Source organism: Microbacterium sp. (genome assembly GCF_047607465.1).
Lineage (GTDB): Bacteria > Actinomycetota > Actinomycetes > Actinomycetales > Microbacteriaceae > Microbacterium.
Genome location: NZ_JASGCY010000090.1, coordinates 16,700 through 33,599, shown reverse-complemented (window position 1 = coordinate 33,599; position 16,900 = coordinate 16,700). Strand labels below are relative to the sequence as shown.

Here is a 16,900-nt window from a genome sequence, read left to right as displayed (position 1 = left end):
CCGCTGCCGCCCGGCTCGCTGCCGGCTTCGCCGGAGGCGCGCACCGACGGCCGGGTGGCGCGCTGGACGGCCGGGATCACCCTGGGCGGGCTCGTGGCGATCCTCGCCTTCGGCCTGCCGCGCGACCCGTACGCGATCGCGCATCCGAGGCTGGCTCCGCCCGGCTTCGCCCTGCCGTTCGGCGCGGATGCCAGCGGGCGCGACCTGCTGGCGCGTGTGGCGCACGGCACGATCGGCACGCTCACGCCCGCCGTGCTCATCGTGCTGTGCGCGATCCTCGTCGGCATCCTCCTCGCCGTCCTCGGCGAGGTCTCCCGCGGCCCTGCCGAGATCGCCAATGCGACACCGCCGATCCTCGCGGGCGTCATCATCGCCGCCCTGCTCGGGCCGTCGGTCGGCGGCGCGGCGCTGGCCGTGCTCTGGGTGACCTGGCCGCCGCTGACGACCCACGCCGCGGCGCTGATCGACGAGGCGCAGGCGTTGTCGTACGTGCGCTGGCTGCCGCTCGCGGGGGTGTCGCGGTTCGAGATCTGGGTGCGGCACATCCTGCCGGGAACCCTGCCCGCCCTGCTGCGGCACGGCATGCTGCGCCTCCCCGGCGTGGCCCTCGCGCTCGCCGGGCTCGGGTTCCTTGGCCTCGGCGCGCAGCCGCCGCTGCCGGAGTGGGGGCTGCTGCTCTCGGAGGGCATCGATTACGTCGAGCGCGCACCCTGGGCGACGATCGCTCCCGCCCTCGCGCTGGTGCTCACCTCCGTGTTCGCGGTCGCCCTCGCGGGACTCCGGCGACGGCGACGCGGCCGTCGCGGGGCCGGCGGTCTGACCGAGCGCGAGGACGCCGAGGTGAGCATCCCGGCGTCGGCGGTCTGAGGCGGATGCCGGACCGCGCGGGTCGGGCCGGCGGGTCTCCCGGCGCGGCGTCGGCGTCCCCGCCGAGGAGGGCGGCCCTCACGGCAGGATCCGCACCCCGGTTCCCTGGGGCAGCTGCGCCAGCGTCGCGATGGTGCCGGCGTCGAGGCGGATGCATCCGTTCGAGATCGCCCCGCTGCGTGCGTCGTGGTAGTGGAAGGCGGTGACGGCGGCCGCGTCGCCCCCGAAGCCGTCGAGCGTCGGGGACTGCACCGACAGGTAGATCAGCGGGTTGCCGCGGGTGTAGCCGAACTCGGGAATCGCCCTCGTCATCATGATGAACGACCGGCCGAGCGGCGTGGGCGTCTCCGGTGTCCCCCAGGCGAAATCCGTGGCGATGCGCTCGCGGGCGTCGCCGCGGACGATGTCGATCGTGCGCGCCGACAGGCTCACCTCGACGACCGCGTCGACGGGGGTCAGCTCCACGTCGGCGGTGCGCACCCAGCCCGACAGCTGCGCGGGATCCCCGGTGGAGGGCAGCGCCTGCCGCCCGGTGAGCAGCACCCGCAGCCAGTGCTCCTGCTTCTCGACGACCGCGACGGTGGTGCCGTCGAACGTGAAGTCGCGGGGGAGCACGGCGACCGGGGCTCCCGTGGGATCCGCCCACACCGGCGCCGACTCGGCCGTCGCGCGAGCCGCCCATCCGGTGAACGGCGCGGAGGGATCGGCGTCGACGGGGAGGGCCGGGATCACGGCGAACACGTCGACCTGAGGGAGCCCCGAGGTGTCGTGGACGGCCTCGTCGGCGGGGAACCCGGTCGGCGTGGGTGTGGGCGAGGGGAGCGGCGGCGTCTGCGTCGCGGTCGGCGTCGGTGCGGGCGCGGTCTCCTCGGGCGCCGCCCGCGGCCAGAGGAGGAAGACGGATGCGGCGAGGAGCAGCACGCCCGCCGCTGCCGCCGGCCACCACCGCAGACGGCCGCGCCGGCGCGCGGAGGGAAGGTGTGGGTCGGCGGCGTGCACCCCTCCATCTTGCGGCAGGTCGAACCCGCGCGCCACGCCGTGCGTCGGCGCCGCCTTCGCCGAGACGCCGGCTGTGACGCAGTATGACACTCGATTCCCGTCTGCGGGTGGGGCCTGCCTAGCGTTGAAGGGTCCCTGAGAGAGGAAACCTGGAACACATGTCTCGTCGCACCACGTCCATCATCGCCGCGCTCGCCGCGGCCCCGCTCTTCATCGCGCTCGCGGGCTGCGCCACGGCATCCGATTCGCCGTCCTCCGACGGCTCGAGCGCCGAAGAGACCGGCACGACGGTCACGATCGGCGTCGTCGGCAAGGGCGACGCGCAGTGGGAGCCCTTCGTCGAGGCGGCCGCCGAGGAGGGCATCACGGTCGAGCTCGTCGACTTCGGCTCCTACGAGCAGCCGAACCCCGCGCTGACCGAGGGCGAGATCGACCTCAACCAGTTCCAGCACATCGTCTACCTCGCCAACTACAACGTGAGCTCTGGCGAGGACCTGGTGCCGATCGGCTCCACGGCGATCTACCCGCTCGGCCTCTACTCGACGAAGTACGACGACGTCGACAGCATCGGCGAGGGCGAGACCGTCGCCGTCCCCGACGACGCGTCCAACCAGGCGCGCGCCCTGCTCGTGCTGCAGTCGGCCGGCCTCGTCGAGCTCAAGAGCGGCGGCACGATCTTCTCCGACCTCGCCGACGTCGACACCGAGAAGTCCAAGGTCACCGTCACCGCTCTGGAGGCCGCGCTGCTGCCGACCTCGCTGCCCGACGTGGCTGCGGCCATCATCAACAACGACTTCGTCGAGGACGCCGGCCTGACCTTCACCGACGCGATCGCGCAGGACGACCCCGAGGACCCCAACGCGCTGCCGTACGTGAACATCTTCGCGGCTCGCGCCGAGGACGCCGACAACGAGACCTACAAGAAGCTCGTCGAGATCTTCCAGACCAACGCCGACGTCCAGGCCGGTCTGCTGGAGTCGTCGGGTGACACCGCCGTCGCGCTGCAGACGCCGGTCGAAGACCTCGTCGCGTCGCTGGAGAAGGTCGAGAAGGACACCGCAGCGCAGAAGTAGCCTGCGACTGACAGAATCGGGTGGCGCGCTGCGTCACCCGATTCTCGGTTTCCCGAGCAGCAACACCGGAGCACACATGTCGATCGTCACCCTCAGCAATGTCTCAAAGGCATATCCGTCTCGTTCGCCCGGTTCCGCAGACCTGGTCGCCGTCGATGACGTGACCCTCTCGATCGAGAAGGGCGACGTCTTCGGCATCATCGGATACTCCGGGGCGGGAAAGTCCACCCTCGTGCGGCTGATCAATGCCCTGGAGCCCGCCACCAGCGGCACGATCACCGTCGACGGCGTCGACATCACCGCGCTCAAGGAGCGCGAGCTGCGCGCCGTGCGCGGCGGCATCGGCATGATCTTCCAGCAGTTCAACCTGTTCGCGGCGAAGACCGTGAAGGCGAACATCGCCTATCCGCTCCGCCTCGCCGGCTGGTCGAAGACCGATATCGACGCTCGCGTCAGCGAGCTGCTCGGCTTCGTCGGCCTGGCCGACAAGGCCAGGGCATACCCCGATCAGCTCTCCGGCGGACAGAAGCAGCGGGTCGGCATCGCTCGCGCGCTGGCCACCCGCCCCGCGATCCTCCTCGCCGACGAGGCGACGAGCGCCCTGGACCCGCAGACCACGCACGAGGTGCTCGACCTGCTCAAGCGGGTGAACGAGGAGCAGGGCGTCACGATCGTCGTGATCACGCACGAGATGGACGTCATCCAGACCATTGCCACCAAGGTCGCCGTGATGGAGCACGGGCGGGTGATCGAACAGGGCGATGTGTTCGACGTCTTCTCGGCCCCGCAGAACCCGGCTTCGCAGCGTTTCGTCGGCACCGTCGTCAAGGGGGTGCCGACGCCTGCGGAGCTCGCGGTGCTGCGGGAGAGGCACGAGGGCAGGCTCGTCACCCTGTCGTTCCGCGACGGCGACTCGGCACAGGCGCAGGTCTTCCTCGACCTCGCCGCGGCCGGTCTGGACTTCGAGCTCGTCTACGGGGGCATCAACGACATCCGCGGCCGTGCCTTCGGGCACCTCACCCTGGCGATCCGGGGCGCCGCGGAGGCGATCGACAGCACGCTCGCGCGCATCGCCGAACGCGTCGAAGTGACCGTCATCGCCGAGGAAGGGATCCGCTGATGGATCGTCTGAACGAACTGTGGCCCGAGCTGTGGAAGGCCGCGCTCGAGACCCTGTACATGACCTCCTTCGCCCTCGTGCTCGGCGGGGTCCTCGGGCTCGCGATCGGCGTCATCCTCTACGTCACGCGCCCCGGCGGGCTCGCCGAGAACCGTGCCGTGTCGATCGTCGCGAACCTGGCCGTGAACTTCTTCCGCCCGATCCCGTTCGTGCTCTTCGTCGCGGTCGCCCAGCCGCTCGCGCGCGTCGTCGTCGGGGTCGGCATCGGCACCACCGCAGGCGCGTTCATGATCGCCCTCGCGGCGTCCTTCGCGATCGGTCGCATCGTCGAGCAGCACCTCGTCTCGGTCTCACCGGGCGTGATCGAGGCGGCGCGCTCGATGGGTGCGGGCCCATGGCGCATCCTCTTCACCGTCGCGATCCCCGAATCGCTCGGCCCGCTCATCCTCGGCTACACGTTCATCGTCGTCGCGCTCATCGACATGACGGCGATGGCCGGTCTCATCGGCGGCGGCGGTCTCGGTGCATTCGCGCAGATCTACGGCTTCCGCCAGTTCGAGCCGGTCGTCATGTGGACGGCCATCGTGCTCATCGTCGTCTTCGTGCATCTCGTGCAGATGCTGGGCACACGGCTGGCGCGCAAGGTCATGCGGCGCTGACGTCGGACGTGACGGAGGGGGCGGTGCGCACCGCCCCCTCCGCCATGACGGATCAGCGTTCGGCCAGTGCTGCGACCTCCTGGGCGCTCAGCGCGGAGGACCACACGGTGAGCTCGTCGACGTCGCCCTGGAACGGGGCATCCCACCAGTTCACCCCGATCGCGCTGATGACCGAGGGCGAGCCGACCGCATCGGGGAATCCGGTGCCGGTGAACCTCAGCGCGCCGTTGACGTAGACGTCGGCCCTGCCGTTGTCGACGACGAAGGCGACATGCGACCACTCGTTCACGGGCAGCGACACCCCGGTGCCGGCGTCGTACCAGTTCGCGCCGGACCACAGCATCGTCGAGCCGCCGACACCGGCGTGCCCCTGCGGCACCAGGCTCACCCAGGAATCGGGGGAGGCGGCGGCGAAGAATGCCGTGGTGTACGCGGTGAGCTGCTCCGGTCGCAGCCACAGGGCGACGGAGTACGTGCGCGAGGAGATCAGCCCATCGGGCAGACGGACCCCCGCCGTGCCGTCGAGGTGCAGGGCGCTGCCGGCGACGCCGTCGGCGACGAAGGCGGCGTCGGTGCCGGGCAGGTCGATGCGAGCGCCGGTCGTGGCGGATGCCGGGAAGCGCCCTTCGCGCTCGGCGAGGTCGTTCTCGAACGACCACGACCCGACCTCCGCCGCCGGGGTCCTGGCGATCACTGTTACAGGGTACGTGCGGCGCTGCGTGAAGATGCCCAGCCGCACGGTGGCCGTCAGCGTCGCCGTGGCATCCGGCTCGCCGATACCTGGCCTGGTCACCGCGCCCGTCGCCGTCACGACCGACGGGGCGGAGGAGGTCCAGGAGATCTTCGTGCCTTTCGTGCCGGTGGTCGGCAGGGCGAGGTCGGCGGTGACGGCGCTCGTGTCGCCGAGGTCGATGTCGTCGGCCACCGCGCGCACGATCCGGTTCGGCAGGCGCAGCGGGTCCTTCTTCGCCCACACGCTCTTGCCGCTCTGAGACACGGCGGTGAACCCCGTCGACCAGGCGTTCAGCATCGGATCCCAGATCGGGACGAAGCGGCCGCGGTAGACCTCGCCGTCCAGCTTCAGGGTGGCGGTGTTCGCCCCGGTGAGCCGCCAGGTTCCGCTGGCGGCACCGCGCACCGTGCCGAGCAGTGTGAGCTGCACCTCGCCGGAAACCGCCGGCGTCGCGGTGATGTCCTTCGAGGGCCGCACGAGGTCCCACTCGCCGATCACATCCAGCGCGCTGACGCGCCTCGCTGTCTCGCCGGCGTAGCGCATCGGCGAGACGACCGGCCAGCCGTCGGTGTTCATCCACATCTGATGCACGCGCACCTGGTGCAGCTCCCCGGTGCCGGGGAAGCGGGCGTGGAAGATCAGGAACATCCGCCCTGCGGCATCCTTGTACCAGGACGTGTGACCGGGGGAGACGTAGCCGACGCCGGCTCCGGAGCCGGGGTCGCCGAGCTCGCGGGCGAACAGATGCCCGCCCATCAGCTTCGTGCCGTACGGCTGGATGGATGCGTCGTCGAACAGGGGCTGCGAAGCATCCGCCTTCACCGCGGCCATGTCGTTTCCCGCAGCGTCGAGATAGGGGCCGTCCGGCTTCTTCGAGCGGGCGACGCGCACGTCGTAGCCGCCGCTGACGTCCAGCCCGCCGAAGGACAGATAGAGGTAGTAGTAGCCGGTTGCGGCGTCGTACTGGATCGTGGGGGCCTCGATGCGGCTGTGGTTCCCGCCGACGAGGTGCTTCCCGTAGCCCTGGCCTGGCAGCGGGAGCCCAGTGGTCTTGTCCATCTTGAGAATGCGGATGCCGCCGGAGTACGAGCCGTACACCATCCACATGTTTCCCTTGGCATCGAAGAAGGCATCGGGGTCGACGGCGTTGGGATGCACGCGCGCATCGTAGGTCTCGCCGGGGTTCTCGCTCTCGCCGGCCATCCCGGACTTCAGCAGGATGCCTTGGTTCTCGTAGGGCCCGTCGACGGCGGCGGAGGTCGCGAGCCCCAGGGCCGACCGCGGGGACGAGCCCTCGCAGGCGTTGTAGTACATCGCGAAGCGGCCATCGGGCAGCTGGATGACATCGGACGCCCACAGCGTCGACGTGCGCGCCCACTCGAAGGTCTCGGCGAGCTCGGTGTAGATGTCGTCGAACAGTGCGTTGTCGGCGTTCTGTGACAGGTCGACGGTGTGCTGCTCCCACGACATCAGATCGGTGGTGTGCGCAGAGGCGCCGTGCGATCCGAAGATCCAGATGTCCTCGCCCGAGGTCACGATCGATGGATCGTGCACGGTGACGTCGTCGAAGGAGGGAGGGGAGGGGCTGGTGCTGCCGGGATGGGCGGATGCCGGTGCGGCGACGAGCATGCTCGCCAGGAGGATTCCGGCGAGGGGAGCTGCGAGCGCGAGGCGGGGAAGACGTGGGGGCATGCGGTCCGGTTCCTGTTCTTCGTTGGACAGTGCGGGGTGCGCCCGGGGCGCTGTCAGAATCTATATCGTTGTAAATGAGATGCGCAAGAGTGACGAGGTGGTGTTGACAGACCGGCGGTTATGCGCCATGATCGCTTTTACAACGTTGTAAGCAGCGTTGTAAACCCGACACTCAACGGCATTGAGTGGGACGACACCGCAGTCAGCTCCCGAGAGGACACAGCACAATGAAGTCACGGACCCTAGCCGCCGCAGGCGCCATCGCCCTTGCCGCAGCGACCATCACCGGATGCTCCGCAGGCACCGGCGGAGATGGAGGCGGCGACACGCTCACCTTCATGTTCCGCGGCAGCGATGCCGAGAAGGCGGCGTACACGGCGGCCATCGAGGAGTTCGAGAAGGCCAACGACGTCGACGTCAAGATCATCATGACGACGGCCGAGGAGTACTCCACCAAGCTCAAGGCGGCCATCACCGGCCGGCAGATCCCCGACGTCTTCTACGTCGACCCGGGTAGCGTCCAGGCCTACGTCGGCAGCGGCATCATCAAGGACATCACCAAGGAGGTCGAGGCCTCAGCCGACCTCGACAACGTCTGGGCCTACGGCGTGGACAGCTACCGCTTCGACGGCAAGCTCATGGGTCAGGGCCCGATCTACGCGATGCCCAAGGACGTCGGCCCGTTCTCCTTCGGCTACAACAAGACGATGTTCGAGGCGGCCGGGATTCCCCTGCCCGACAAGGACAAGCCCTACACCTGGGACGAGTTCATCGACGTCGCCAAGCAGCTCACCAAGGACACCAACGGCGACGGCACACTCGACCAGTGGGGCACCGGCCTGAACGTGGTCTGGAATCTGCAGTCGTTCGTGTGGTCCAACGGCGGCGACTGGGTCAACGATGACCGCACCGAGGTCACGGTCAACAGCCCCGAGTTCGTCGAGGCGCTGCAGTTCTTCGCCGACATGGGCCCGAAGCACGGCGTCACCCCCTCGGTCTCCGACGCGCAGACGCTGGACACCTACCAGCGCTGGATGCAGGGGCAGATCGGCTTCTTCCCTGTGGGCCCGTGGGACGTGCCCACCTACGAGAAGCTCGACTTCGAGTGGGATCTGATCCCCTACCCGGTCGGCAAGACCGGCAAGCCGGCCACCTGGACCGGAACGCTGGGCATCGCCGTCTCGGAGACCACCAAGAACCCCGAGCTCGCCGCCGATCTGGCGATCTACCTCTCCACCAACGTCGACGCGCAGCAGTCTCTGGTCGACGCGGGCGTGCAGGTGCCGAACCTGATCGACATGGCAGAGAAGTGGAAGACCGAGTCGACCCTGCCGCCGGAGAACCGTGAGGAGTTCCTGCAGATCGTCCAGGACTACGGTCGTGCGCTGCCGGCGAACAACACGTACAGCGCCGAGTGGTACGACGAGCTGTGGAAGGGCATCCAGCCCGTGCTGGACGGCGAGCAGACCGCGAAGGAGTACCTCGACGAGGTGCAGCCGCGCATGCAGGAGCTGCTCGACAAGGCGAACAAGGACGCCGGAATCGGTTGATCGATCGCCGGGGCGGCCTGTCCGCCGCCCCGGCGACCCCCGAAGGGATACCAGCATGAGCTCCGTACTCGCGCGGCGCCGGTCACGTCTGCACCGGCGCGAACACCTCACCGCCCTCGCGTTCGTCGCCCTCCCGGTGATCGGGTTCCTGATCTTCACCGGCTACCCGCTGCTGTTCGCCGTGTACACCTCGTTCACGAAGTGGAACGGCCTGAGCGATCCGGTCTTCAACGGACTCGAGAACTACTTCGAGATGGCGGATGACCCCAACTTCTGGCAGGCGATGGGGAACACCGTCTTCATGATGATCGGCATCCCGATCGGCCTGGTGCTCTCGTTGCTGCTCGCGCTCGCGCTGAACCGGAGGATGCGCGGCACGCACTTCTTCCGCACCGTGTACTACGTGCCGGTGATCTCCTCGCTCGCCGCGGTGGCGATCCTCTGGCAGTGGGCGTACAACGGCGACTTCGGGCTCATCAACCAGGCACTCGCGATGGTCGGCATCGACGGGCCCAACTGGCTGCAGAACGCGGACACCGCCAAGCCCGCCATCATCATCATGGCGGTCTGGAAGGGCCTGGGCTTCTCGATGCTGCTGTACCTGGCCGCGCTGCAGTCCGTGCCACGGCATCTGTACGAGGCGGCCGCCATCGACGGCGCGGGCCCCGTGAACCAGTTCTGGCACATCACGGTGCCGATGCTGAAGCCGGTGACCTTCTTCATCGTCGTGACCAGCATCATCGGCGGCGCGCAGATCTTCATCGAGATCAACATCATGACCCCGTCCGGCGGACCCGAGTTCTCCACGGCATCCATCGTCTGGTACATCTGGCAGAAGGCCTTCAACTATCTGGACATGGGCTACGCCACGGCGATGAGCGTCGTGCTCGGTCTGCTGGTGTTCGTCATCACCGCGATCCAGTTCCAGATCAACCGCCGATCCGACTTCTCGATCGAGTGAGGCCGCAATGACAACCCAGACTCAGCTTCTGACGGCGCCTGGCGTCGACCTCGCAGGCTCCTCCCAGGTCGGAATGCGCTCTCGGCGCTACCGACTGACGAACGTGATCGTGACGATCCTGCTTTCCATCGGCGGCATCGTGATGATCGCTCCGCTGCTGTGGACCTTCAGTACCTCGCTGAAGACCCGCGAAGCCGTGTTCGCCCTGCCGCCGCAGTGGATCCCCGACCCGATGGAGTGGGGGAACTACCTGCGGGTGTGGGAAGCGGGGCCCCTGGCCACCGGCATCCTGAACAGCGTCATCGTCTCTGCGAGCGTCACGGTGATCGGCACGATCACCAGTTCGATCGCGGCCTTCGCCTTCGCGAAGATGCGCCTGCCCTTCAAGGACGTGCTGTTCCTCGTGCTGCTGGCGGCGATCATGATCCCGTTCCCGACGATCATGATCCCGCAGTTCAAGATGTTCGGCGACGCAGGGCTCGTCGACACGCTGTGGCCGCTGATCCTGCCAGGGCTGTTCGGCAACATCGTGATGATCTTCTTCCTCAAGCAGTACCTCGACTCGGTGCCCGATTCGATCATCGAGGCCGCCAAGCTCGACGGCGCCGGGTACCTGCGGATCTTCTTCTCGCTGATCTTCCCTGCCATCCGCCCGGCGATCGCCGCCCAGTTCATCCTCTGGTTCATGGCGGTGTGGAACGACTACCTCGCCCCGATCATCTACTTGAACTCGCCGGAGAAGCAGACATTGCAGCTGGTCATCGCCAGCTTCAACGCCACCTATGCGAGCCAGACCGACTACCCGCTCATCATGGCGGCGTCGTTCATCGCGCTGATTCCCGTGCTGGTCGTGTTCGTCGTCTTCCAGCGGCAGATCATCGAGTCAGTGGCCCTTACGGGGGCGAAGGGATGACATCGCTGACCGACATCGCGCAGGACTGGGGTCTGCGCAATGCGCACGACCCGACAGTCGTGCGCGGAGAGGACGGCACCTGGTACATGTTCTCGACGGATGCCGCTGACGGCGTCGACGAGATTCCTACCGGCGTGCACGTGCGCACCTCCGCAGACCTCGTGGAGTGGACCTTCGCCGGCACCGCTCTGGACGGGGTGCCCGCTCCGGCCGGACAATGGAGCGGGGCGTCGGGCCTCTGGGCGCCTGAGGTGCTGCGCTGGCCGGTCGGCGCCGACGCGGAGCGCTGGCGGATGTACTACTCGGCCTCGACGTTCGGCTCGCGGACCTCCGCGATCGGCCTCGCCGTCGCACCGTCGCCGTCGGGCCCCTGGACCGACCGCGGCATCGTCGTCGCCACGCACGATGAGCGCGACGGGCACAACGCGATCGACGCCGCCATCGTGCGCGATCGCGATGAGCTGCCATGGCTGATCTACGGCTCGTTCTGGGGCGGCATCCAGGCCGTCCGCCTCGATCCGGATACCGGTCTGGTGCCGGCGGGCGAACCGGTGCGCACCATCGCCCGGCGCCCGCAGAGCGTCGACGGGGCCATCGAGGGCGCGTACGTGCTGCGCCGAGACGGCGAGTACGTGCTGTTCTGCTCCTACGATTCCCTCGTCGACACCTACAGCGTGCGCGTGGGCATCGCCGACGAGGTCACCGGACCCTATCGCGACCGCCTCGGCCGCGACCTCGCAGCGCCCGGCGCTGAGGAGGCGCACCTCGTCGGCACGAAGGTGCTCGGCGGATACCGCTTCACGGGGGGAGAGGGCTTCATCGCCCCAGGGCACAACTCGATCTTCAGCGACGGCGATGACACCTTCATGGTGCATCACGTGCGTTTCGCCGAGGCGCCGACCAGCCACGCCGCGCAGATCCGGCGGGTGCTGTGGACCGCGTCGGGGTGGCCCGTGGTGAGCCCGCTCCCGTTCGCGGGGCGCGAGCGCGAGCGGTTCGGCTCCGCTGCATCCGCGACCGGCCGATGGCACATCGTCCGCTTCGATCCGGACACGGCAGGTGTGGTCGAGTCCGTCGAGGTCGATGTCGTCGCCGATATCGAGACGGCAGGCGACCCGGTGGCCGCGACCGTCACCCTGCGCACCGCGGAGGGCGGGCTCTGCCTTGATGCCGTCGTGTTCGGCGCCTGGGACCCCGCCCGGCAGCGCACCGTGCTCGCGATCTCCGGGATCGCACCCGACGGTGTCGTGTGGTCAGGATTCCGCGAGGTGAAGCCATGAGCTGGTCCGGCCGCGTCATGCGGATGCTGCAGATCGTCACCGATCTCGTGCTGATCAACCTGCTGATCATCGCAGGCATCGCCTGCGGGCTCGGCGTCTTCGGCTTGATGCCGGCGCTCGTCGCCGGCGCGACGGTGCTGCGCGCCGACCGCGATGCGGGCATCGTCCGGCCGTTCCTCGCGGCGTACCGCGGCCGGTTCCGCGACGCGAACCTGGCCGGATCGCCCTTCGGCTTCGCCGCCGTCCTCATCGTGGCCGACGCCGTCGTCATCCCCGCGCTGCCGGGGCCCGCCGGTGCCGTGCTGCTGGTGCTCACCGGGGCGGTCGCCGCCGTCACGGTGGTCTCGGCATCCCTCACCGTCATCCTGCTGACCCGCTACGACGACCGACCCCTCGCCGTCGCCCGCTTCGGACTCGTGCTGACCCTCGTCTCGCCCGGCCTCGCCGCCGCGGTGCTGGCGACTCTCGTCGCGACCGTCGCCGTCATGCTCGTCGCCCCCGTCCTGGCACCGCTCGTCGGCGCATCCCTGCCTCTTGTCCTCTGCTGCCGCCTCATCGACCGCAGCCTCGAACGCCTCGGCGCCGCCCGGCTGCCGTCTCTCACCCACCAAGGAGTCCTCTCGTGACCAACGCCCGCATCACCATCTCCCGCGACGCGGTCGTCGCGCCGATCGACCGCCGCATCTTCGGATCGTTCGTCGAGCACCTCGGCCGATGCGTCTACGACGGCATCTACGAGCCCGGCCATCCGACCGCGAACGAAGACGGCTTCCGGTTGGACGTCGTCGACCTGGTCCGCGAGCTCGGTGCGACCACGATCCGCTATCCCGGTGGCAACTTCGTCTCCGGCTTCCGCTGGGAGGACTCGGTCGGCCCGCGTGAGGAGCGTCCGGTGCGCCGGGATCTCGCCTGGCACTCGCTGGAGACGAACCAGGTCGGCGTTGACGAGTTCGCCCGCTGGCTGAAGCTCACCGGATCCGAGCTCATGATGGCTGTGAACCTCGGCACCCGCGGCATCGAGGCGGCGCTCGACCTTCTCGAGTACTGCAACCACCCCTCCGGCACGGCTCTGAGCGACCAGCGGATCGCCAACGGCACGGTGGAGCCGCACAACATCAAGATGTGGTGCCTTGGCAACGAGATGGACGGCCCCTGGCAGACCGGGTACATGACCGCCGACGACTACGGCAAGCTGGCCGCCCGCACCGCACAGGCGATGAAGGCAGCCGACCGCTCGCTGGAGCTCGTGGTCTGCGGCTCCAGCGGTTCGTCGATGCCGACCTTCGGCGAGTGGGAGCGCACGGTGCTCGAGCATGCCTACGAGCACGTCGACTTCGTCTCCTGCCACGCGTACTACCAGGAGCGCGGCGGAGACCTCGCCTCGTACCTGGCGTCGTCGCTGGACATGCAGTACTTCATCGAGACCGTCGTCTCCACGGCCGACCACGTCGGCAACAAGCTCAAGAGCAAGAAGAAGATCAAGCTCTCCTTCGACGAGTGGAACATCTGGTACCTCGATGAGCACCGCGAGTCGGACGAGGTCAACGACGAGTGGCGCTATGCGCCCCGTCAGCTCGAGGACGTCTACTCGGTGGCGGATGCCGTGGTGCTCGGCAACCTGATGATCACCCTGCTGAAGAACCACGACCGGGTCGCCTCTGCGTCTCTCGCGCAGCTCGTCAACGTGATCGCGCCGATCATGACCGAGCCGGGCGGCGGCGCCTGGCGGCAGACCACGTTCTTCCCGTTCTCGGTGACCTCCCGCCTTGCGTCGGGAGAGGTGCTGAAGCCGCGCATCGATGTCGGCAGCTACGACACCGCGGTGTACGGGGCTGCGCCGCTGGTCGACGCGGTCGTCACCGTCGATGACGGCTCCGCAGCGGTGTTCCTCGTGAACCGCAGCCAGACCGAGGCCATCGAGGTGAGCATCCATCTCGCTGAGCTGGGCACGACGCAGATCACCGAGGCCGTCACGCTGTGGGACGAGGACGTGTACGCGAAGAACACGCTGGCCGATCAGAACCGGGTCGGGCTGAAGACCCTCGACGGCGCCGTCCTCGCCGACGGCGTGCTCACCGTGACGTTGCCGCCGGTCTCCTGGTCGGCGCTCGCGCTCCGCTGATGCGCGGCGTGCGTGTCCGCCGGGGCGGCGCTGTTCTCAGCGCCGCCCTCGCGCTCGTCGCGGCGACGGTGACCGGCTGTGCATCGGCGCCTGCGGCGCCGCTGCTCACCGGCGACGTCTTCGTGCACGATCCCGCATTCGTCGCAGGCGAAGACGGCGAGGCGTCGTTCATCTACTCCACCGGAAACGGGCAGATCGCAGACGGCAACATCCAGATCCGCCGCTCTGACGACGGCGCTGAGTGGGAGTACGTCGGCGAGGTCTGGGACACGAAGCCCGCCTGGATCACCGAGCGCATCGACGGGGTCGACAACCTGTGGGCGCCGGAGCTGTACGAGCACGACGGCACGTGGTACCTGTACTACTCGGCATCCGTGTTCGGCAGGAACGACTCCCTCATCGCCCTGGCGACCAACACGACCCTCGACCCCGACGACCCCGACTACGAGTGGGTCGATCAGGGCGAGGTCATCTCATCGGCAGGAACCGACTTCAACGCCATCGACCCCGGCATCGTCGAGGACGCCGACGGCCGCCCGTGGATGAGCTTCGGCTCGTGGGAGTCCGGGTTGAAGATCGTGCCGCTGGAGTGGCCGAGCGGGTTGCGCGCCGACTCGTCCGACCCCCTGCCGATCGCCGACAGGGGCCTCGTGGACAACGCCATCGAGGCGCCCTACATCGTCGCCCACGACGGCTCCTTCTATCTGTTCGCCTCTCGCGGGCTGTGCTGCCGGGGGGTGAACAGCACCTACGAGATCATCGTCGGCCGTTCGCAATCGGTCACAGGACCCTATCTCGACCGCAACGGCGGGGAGCTGCTGGACGACGGCGGCACGATCGTGCTGGGCACAGAGGGCGACGCGATCGGCCCTGGCGGGCAGTCCGTCTCTGGCGGGCTGCTGGCGTTCCACTGGTACGACCGCGCCGCCGACGGTCAGTTCCGCCTCGGGCTGCTGCCGATCGTGTGGGAGGACGGATGGCCGACGGTCGCCTGGCCGGAACGAGAAGATCAGTGATCAACGGTCCCGTCGCGCCGACGGCATCCGCGTGCCTTGCCGATCGCCCGCTGCCGCTGGATGCGGTACGGCTGACCGCCGGAGGGATGCTCGGCGCCTGGCAGCACCGGAACAGGACGGCAACGCTCCGGCACTGCATCCGTCAGCTCGAATCCGGCGGCGCGCTGCCCAACATGCGGCGCGCCAGCGGCGAGTGCGACGACCCCTTCACCGGATTCCACTTCTCCGACTCCGACATCTACAAGGTGCTCGAGGCGATCGGCTGGGAGGCCGCGCGCAGCGACATCGCCGAGTTCGGACCCTTCGTCGACGACACCGTCGCACTGCTGCGCCGGGCGCAGCGCGAGGACGGCTACCTGAACTCGTTCTTCCAGACCGTCGAGCCCGACCGCGTGTTCGCCGACTTCCGCTGGGGACACGAGCTGTACTGCCTCGGCCACTTGCTGCAGGCGGGCATCGCCTGGGCGCGCACTCTCGGACGGCGCGACCTGCTGGAGATCGGGCTGCGCTTCGTCGATCTCGTCGACGAGCGCTTCGGCCCTGGCGGCGAACGCGTCGTCTGCGGACACCCTGAGATCGAAACGGCCCTGGTCGAGCTGCACCGGCTGACCGGCGACGGGCGCCATCTCGCGCTGGCGCAGGAGTTCATCGATCGCCGCGGGCACCGCAGTGTCGGCGAGGATCGTTTCGGCTACCACTACTTCCAGGACCATGAGCCGGTGCGGCAGGTGACCGATGCCACCGGGCACGCCGTGCGCCAGCTGTACCTCGCCGCGGGCGCGGCGGACGTGGCCTGCGAGATCGGGGAGGCCGAGGTGGCTCGGGCGACAGAGCGGATCTGGAGCAGCGCGTTCCGCGAGAAGCAGTACATCACCGGCGGACTCGGCTCCCGGCACCGGGACGAGGCCTTCGGCGACCCGTTCGAGCTGCCGCCCGACCGGGCGTACGCCGAGACCTGCGCCTCGATCGCCGGCTTCCACCTCTCCTGGCGCCTGCTGCTCGCCACGGGTCGATCGACGTATGCCGACGAGATGGAGCGGGCTCTGGTGAACGCGATCGCTGAGTCGACCTCGCTCGACGGGGAGCACTTCTTCTACTCCAACCCGCTGCAGCTGCGCACCCGCCGCGACGGCGAGCACGAGCAGGCGCCGTCGCGGCGCGTGGGCTGGTATGACTGCGCCTGCTGCCCGCCGAACCTGGCACGGCTGGTGTCGTCGCTGCAGCACTACATCGCCAGCACGGCGGCGGATGAGGCCGGGCGACTGCGGCTGCACCTGCTGGCCGATGCGGAGATCGATCTCGCCCGAGCCGGGGTGGGGACGGGACTGCTGCGCATCCGCACCGAATACCCGTGGCAGGCCGGCGCCGTGCTGGACTTCGACGAACCCTTCGGCGGCGTCGTGGAGGTGCGGATGCCGGGGTGGGCGGACGAGGCGATGATTCTCATCGACGGCTCGCCGGCTGCGCCGCGCCGGTCGCCGGAAGGGTATCTCGTGGTTGACGGGCGGGATGCGCCGGTTCGGAGCATCGTGCTGGATGCGGCGATGCCGGTGCGCGTGCGCGACCCGCATCCGCACCTGGACGCGTCCCGAGGGACGGTCGCCGTCACTCGTGGCCCTGTGGTCTACTGCCTCGAACAGGCGGATCTTCCCGCGGGCGTCGAGCTGGAGGACGTGATCGTGGACCCGGATGCCGTGCCGTGCGTCGCCGATCCGATCGTTGATCTCGATGGCTGGCGGGCCCCGTCCCTCCGTGCGCGCGGGCGGGTGCGCCGACGGGCAGGCGAGCCCTACCCGGTGCGCGCAGCGTCCACGCCGGCCGGGGAATCCTTCGACACCGTCCTCGTCCCGTACGCCCTGTGGGGCAATCGCGAACCCGGCGCCATGCGCGTCTGGCTTCCCGTCCTCTGAACGGG

14 protein-coding genes are annotated in these 16,900 nt (G+C 68.9%); 12 read left to right on the top strand and 2 right to left on the bottom strand.

Features of this window, described 5'->3' with window-relative positions; all coding sequences use genetic code 11:
* A partial coding sequence (locus QM568_RS13075; protein WP_415139543.1) for an ABC transporter permease occupies window positions 1-867 on the top strand: 867 nt, incomplete at its 5' end.
* A 78-nt stretch (window positions 868-945) separates the two neighbouring features.
* Here the strand turns inward: QM568_RS13075 and QM568_RS13070 are convergent.
* Entirely contained in the window at window positions 946-1,956 is a 1,011-nt protein-coding gene (locus QM568_RS13070) for a L,D-transpeptidase (protein WP_415139541.1), read from the bottom strand.
* Window positions 1,957-2,024: 68 nt separating this feature from the next.
* Between QM568_RS13070 and QM568_RS13065 the strand changes: the two genes are divergently transcribed.
* The 3 genes from QM568_RS13065 to QM568_RS13055 all read left to right on the top strand — a co-directional run bounded on the left by QM568_RS13065 (window position 2,025) and on the right by QM568_RS13055 (window position 4,718).
* Window positions 2,025-2,939 (top strand): MetQ/NlpA family ABC transporter substrate-binding protein, encoded by a 915-nt coding sequence (locus tag QM568_RS13065; RefSeq protein ID WP_415139539.1) that lies wholly within the window; start codon window positions 2,025-2,027, stop codon window positions 2,937-2,939.
* Between the two features lie 76 nt (window positions 2,940-3,015).
* Window positions 3,016-4,059, top strand: coding sequence for a methionine ABC transporter ATP-binding protein (locus QM568_RS13060; protein ID WP_415139537.1), 1,044 nt, complete (start codon window positions 3,016-3,018; stop codon window positions 4,057-4,059).
* Window positions 4,059-4,718 carry a methionine ABC transporter permease gene (locus QM568_RS13055; protein WP_415139534.1) on the top strand — a complete coding sequence of 220 codons (660 nt, stop codon included), beginning with the start codon at window positions 4,059-4,061 and terminating at the stop codon, window positions 4,716-4,718. The genes QM568_RS13060 and QM568_RS13055 overlap by 1 nt, the downstream gene beginning before the upstream one ends.
* A 52-nt stretch (window positions 4,719-4,770) precedes the next feature.
* Here the strand turns inward: QM568_RS13055 and QM568_RS13050 are convergent, their stop codons facing one another.
* Entirely contained in the window at window positions 4,771-7,143 is a 2,373-nt protein-coding gene (locus QM568_RS13050; RefSeq protein ID WP_415139532.1) for a LamG-like jellyroll fold domain-containing protein, read from the bottom strand.
* 227 nt (window positions 7,144-7,370) lie between these two features.
* On the opposite strand from QM568_RS13050, the gene QM568_RS13045 reads away from it, so the two are divergent.
* The 8 genes from QM568_RS13045 to QM568_RS13010 are packed head-to-tail and all read left to right on the top strand — an operon-like array spanning window position 7,371 to window position 16,895.
* Window positions 7,371-8,693, top strand: a complete 1,323-nt coding sequence (locus tag QM568_RS13045; RefSeq protein ID WP_415139530.1) for an ABC transporter substrate-binding protein — start codon at window positions 7,371-7,373, stop codon at window positions 8,691-8,693.
* 55 nt (window positions 8,694-8,748) lie between these two features.
* The gene (locus QM568_RS13040; RefSeq protein WP_415139528.1) at window positions 8,749-9,654 is read left to right on the top strand and encodes a carbohydrate ABC transporter permease; all 906 of its coding nucleotides are present in this window, start codon (window positions 8,749-8,751) and stop codon (window positions 9,652-9,654) included.
* Window positions 9,655-9,661: 7 nt separating this feature from the next.
* The gene (locus QM568_RS13035) at window positions 9,662-10,567 is read left to right on the top strand and encodes a carbohydrate ABC transporter permease (RefSeq protein WP_415139526.1); all 906 of its coding nucleotides are present in this window, start codon (window positions 9,662-9,664) and stop codon (window positions 10,565-10,567) included.
* On the top strand, window positions 10,564-11,847 hold the full coding sequence (locus QM568_RS13030) for an arabinan endo-1,5-alpha-L-arabinosidase (RefSeq protein WP_415139524.1): 1,284 nt from the start codon (window positions 10,564-10,566) through the stop codon (window positions 11,845-11,847). Before QM568_RS13035 ends, QM568_RS13030 begins: the two co-directional genes overlap by 4 nt.
* Window positions 11,844-12,473 carry a YesL family protein gene (locus QM568_RS13025; protein ID WP_415139522.1) on the top strand — a complete coding sequence of 210 codons (630 nt, stop codon included), beginning with the start codon at window positions 11,844-11,846 and terminating at the stop codon, window positions 12,471-12,473. The genes QM568_RS13030 and QM568_RS13025 overlap by 4 nt, the downstream gene beginning before the upstream one ends.
* Window positions 12,470-13,969 carry an alpha-N-arabinofuranosidase gene (locus tag QM568_RS13020; protein ID WP_415139520.1) on the top strand — a complete coding sequence of 500 codons (1,500 nt, stop codon included), beginning with the start codon at window positions 12,470-12,472 and terminating at the stop codon, window positions 13,967-13,969. Before QM568_RS13025 ends, QM568_RS13020 begins: the two co-directional genes overlap by 4 nt.
* Window positions 13,969-14,985 (top strand): arabinan endo-1,5-alpha-L-arabinosidase, encoded by a 1,017-nt coding sequence (locus QM568_RS13015; RefSeq protein ID WP_415139518.1) that lies wholly within the window; start codon window positions 13,969-13,971, stop codon window positions 14,983-14,985. The genes QM568_RS13020 and QM568_RS13015 overlap by 1 nt, the downstream gene beginning before the upstream one ends.
* On the top strand, window positions 14,982-16,895 hold the full coding sequence (locus QM568_RS13010; RefSeq protein WP_415139516.1) for a glycoside hydrolase family 127 protein: 1,914 nt from the start codon (window positions 14,982-14,984) through the stop codon (window positions 16,893-16,895). Before QM568_RS13015 ends, QM568_RS13010 begins: the two co-directional genes overlap by 4 nt.
* Window positions 16,896-16,900: the final 5 nt, after the last annotated feature.